General features: G+C 38.9%; 3 protein-coding genes and 1 pseudogene. All 4 read right to left on the bottom strand.

Annotated features, from left to right (window positions below; all coding sequences use genetic code 11):
• Window positions 1-206: 206 nt before the first annotated feature.
• Window positions 207-2,084 (bottom strand): outer membrane beta-barrel protein, encoded by a 1,878-nt coding sequence (locus ACFIO3_RS09665; RefSeq protein ID WP_375615340.1) that lies wholly within the window; start codon window positions 2,082-2,084, stop codon window positions 207-209.
• 683 nt (window positions 2,085-2,767) lie between these two features.
• Window positions 2,768-3,131 (bottom strand): annotated as a pseudogene (locus tag ACFIO3_RS09670) (hypothetical protein).
• Window positions 3,067-3,549 carry a hypothetical protein gene (locus ACFIO3_RS09675; protein WP_375615339.1) on the bottom strand — a complete coding sequence of 161 codons (483 nt, stop codon included), beginning with the start codon at window positions 3,547-3,549 and terminating at the stop codon, window positions 3,067-3,069. The pseudogene ACFIO3_RS09670 and the gene ACFIO3_RS09675 overlap by 65 nt, the downstream one beginning before the upstream one ends.
• Entirely contained in the window at window positions 3,491-3,799 is a 309-nt protein-coding gene (locus ACFIO3_RS09680; protein ID WP_375615338.1) for a hypothetical protein, read from the bottom strand. The genes ACFIO3_RS09675 and ACFIO3_RS09680 overlap by 59 nt, the downstream gene beginning before the upstream one ends.
• Window positions 3,800-3,896 lie beyond the last annotated feature (97 nt).

Here is a 3,896-nt window from a genome sequence, read left to right on the forward strand (position 1 = left end):
AACTTCCCTGAACCCTGCAACTCTGGTTTTTATCTATAGGGAAAGCCGAGCTTATCATTCGTATTAAGCAGCGATCAGGAAAATATATCATCACACTCTATGGGCTTTATCATGAAATTCACAAGAAAAGAAACCAAAAAGTGATCTTTAAAAAAATAAAGGCTCCACTAACAGTGGAGCCTCTTAGAAATTTACTCTTTAAAAAATTAGAATTTATAAGCTACACCAACACGGAAATCATTGGTTTTGTAGTTAACTTCAAGTTTTTCCTTTGCAAATTTCTTTTTACCAAAATCAGAGTAACGATATTCTGCACGTACAATCACATTATCCAGAAGCGAGAAATCAACGCCACCACCAAGTGTGTAACCAATCATGGTTTTTGTTTCATCAGCTAAGTTCTTAGAAGAAACGACTCTTCCATCCTCATCCTTAACGGATATTGATACAGTGTCTTGGAATTGCCCATAAGCAATACCACCAGCGAGATAAGGCATAAAGCGATCAGCAGCAAAACCAATACGGACCCGTGTAGCACCACCCCAATTTTGCTTGAAAGTATGATTTAAAGTTTCAGCTTCATCCTCTTGACCAAGACCAAGTTCAGAAGCCATCTTTTTTATTTGTTCTATACCATATACACTGGAATTGTTCTTATCCACCGCTTGTGTACTTTGTGCACCGTGTCCAGCCATATTCTGTCCACCATGAGAACGAGAAGCATGTGGATTAGCACCAGAGCCATGCCCACCTGCATGAGATGCACCATGCGGATTAGCATTTCCGCTACCATGGGCGCCATGATGACCTCCCTGTTGAGCTCCGCTTGTTCCATTGGAAGCTTTTGCTGTTTCAGAAGATGATCCTGATCTCGCGAGGACAAATGTCCCTCCGCTCGGTACTGTTCTTTCTTTTAATGATGATTGTTCCGATGCAGGTGCTTTTGCTGCTGGCTGACTTGCTTCTGTTCCCGTTGATGAGATAGAGGGCGCGGGTTTTACAGCAACCGATTTTGTTGGAGTAGCTTGCACTTGTACAGCCCCTGCTGATACAGATGATGTTTCTGCAGATTTTGCAGACGCAGTTACTCCATTTGTTCCTCCTACTGATGGTTGATCTCCTGTGTCTGATCTTGCCAATAGAAGCGTTGACTGCTCTGGTGAGCTTACTCCTGTGGTAGAGGATATTGATTTAGGTGCAGGTGATTTTAATCCATTTACTCCGCTTACCGATGTCGGTCCTGTACCTGATCTTTCCAATGAGGACGATGGCGATTGCACTGAACTCACCGTCTGTTTAGAGGATGCTGATTGTGGTATTGGCGATGCAGATGGCGTTTTTAATGATGGTGTTGAAACTCCTGAATTTCCCCTTCCCACTACCACTGTTTTTTCTACTGTTGAATTGACATTGCCAGAACTTCTAGTTGTTGCTACTTTATTTGATTGTGTTGCTCCTGTTTGTGGTTGTTGAACTGTATTTACTGATTTAGTTAGTGCTTGACTGGATTGCGTTGCAACAGATTTTTCTGACGTGGATCCTGCTGTTGGAGTCCCTCCTGTTGTAGTTCCTGTACCTGCAGGTGTTCTTGAGGTGTCTTTTTGCGTTTGTACTCCTGTTAATGCTGTTGCTTGTGAGGTTGGAGATGTTTGTGGTTTTGCGGATCTGCGGGATCTTACGACTGCATTTTCTACTGTAGTGTTATCAGCCGCTCCTATAGTAATGGTCTTTGTGTGTTTTTTTCCAGATATCATTAAATCCGTATCGATGCCAAAAATAAAGTTATCACCGAGATCAATATTAGAACCTGCATAAAAACCACCTACAAAACCTGAAAGTTTAGGAGAGAACTCTTTATCCAGTGGTAAACTCTTTTCTTGACCAACAAGAGCCATATCCGCTTTGCTCGAAAAACCACCCGCTTGGACACCTAAATAAAGACCTGTCCATGAAAAAGTAGGTGCAACAATGGTAGAAGCAGTCGATGATGCTGGCTGATGAGGAATCATAACATCAGCAGCTAGTGCTGTAGACGCTGAAATTAAAGAAAAAATAGACGCCGTTATTAAACGTTTTGTATTCATAAAATCTCTCCAAATATCCAAAATGGAATATATATAGAGCATCTTTTTTGAAAGATCTGTAGCAAAAATGACACACTCACAAAAAAATAAAGAATTTTTGCAAATAAAGCTTCTTAAACTTTTAATATTGCATTCAATAAGAATTTTTAAACTAAATCACACTAAAATTATGTGTATTAAAGTTGGATTCATTTTCATTAAAGTTTCGCATAACTGTTAATGATAATATTCTTTATAAATTTTTGTACCGAAATCTGAATAACCGTATTCTGCATGCAATAAACTATCATCTGCCATTGCAAAATTAATGCCAGCGCAAACAGTGAAATCAAATATTGCCTTTTTTTAAAACCAAGCGCCATCAAAGTTTCGTCTATTTATCATTATGATCTACTTTTAGTACTTTAGCGTTCGTATTTTGTATCTAAAATTAAGAAAAACAAAGAACTTCTTAAAACACTCGCAAAAAAACTTTTAGATTCTTTGCATAAATATCTTCATCATGACACATCAGTTTGATTTATAAGGATAATTTATTGTTTTCATGTTGAAGGAAAAAATAATACTGTAGGATTCTATCATTTAAAACCTGTTCCATGTTGTATTAATTAAAATCACTTGCTTGCACGTTACAAGCGAAATTTTCGTAAGGACGGACAAGACTTTCTCTGCTGAAGCAAGACTTAAGATTTGCATTCAAGTTGTTCTGAATGCTTTTTACAATAAGGGCTATTTAAGCGTTTCTTGACACTGCGCTGTGATATGATAGCACCTGGACGACAAATGGGCAAGTTTTCGGCTTTATGATTTCCACAGGAGCATGTAAGCATCAATGGTTTCATTTGCATTGTAGCTGAGCTTTCTGCTTTCTGGAACCTTATCATAAGGAGTTGGCATACCACATTCTAATAATGCTTTTGCTACCTCTGTAAAATCTGCTCCTAGTTTTTCCCATGCCCCTATAGAAGATGTGGGAGTTTTATTAAACTGGCACCCAGCTATACTCAATAGAGTTATCACACTTAATAATTTTAAGGTTTGTTTCATTTTTTGCTCCATGAATTAATTGAATCAATTTGTATAGAATTATCGGTTTTTCATAACTGTCTTTGATAGGTTTTACATTTTTATCTGTTGCATAGATTACATTGCCATTTTCATCATGCTCAACTTCTCCCTCAGGATGCTCTTTGACATTTGCGATTTCACGCACTTTGTCCCAGTATCCAAATATTTTATCCGATAAATCATTGATCATGTCTAAGCGATTATGCACGATGCCCTCAAGCGCGATATGGCATCTATCGGTGTGACAGCCCTGATGGGCTCTGTGCTGCGATGTTGTTATTGAAAGAGAGCCTATGATTTGTCCAGCATCTTGCCCCATCGCCCTCTGTCCAGTTATATCAGTAAGGATGATGGTGCACCGCTGATAGCGGATTTGTATATTCTTCCACTTCATCATGGGCTTTGCCGTGATTTAAAACATTCTTGGCAATGTTTTTTATCGTGTCATTCCCAGAAATGCTAAACCCTTGACTGCTGGCTGTAGCATGCTCACTGTTGGTGATATCACTGGTATTGATACTTCCTGTGGTCAGGCTGTTTTTGTTCGCCGAGGCTGTGCTTTCAATAATATCTCCGGTCAAAGTTGTTTTATCTTTAACAGTGATATCAAAACCGCCATCACCAGCTTTAACCCCTGTTCGCTCCACAACGCTGTGATAATCTCTGGATGTAGCTTGCCAGCAGGTTTTGTATATTTTGCCACTAGGTTTTGTACCAATTCATTTTTTTTCAAAGAGTTTTAAA

Source organism: Bartonella sp. AD328YNZD (assembly GCF_042196425.1).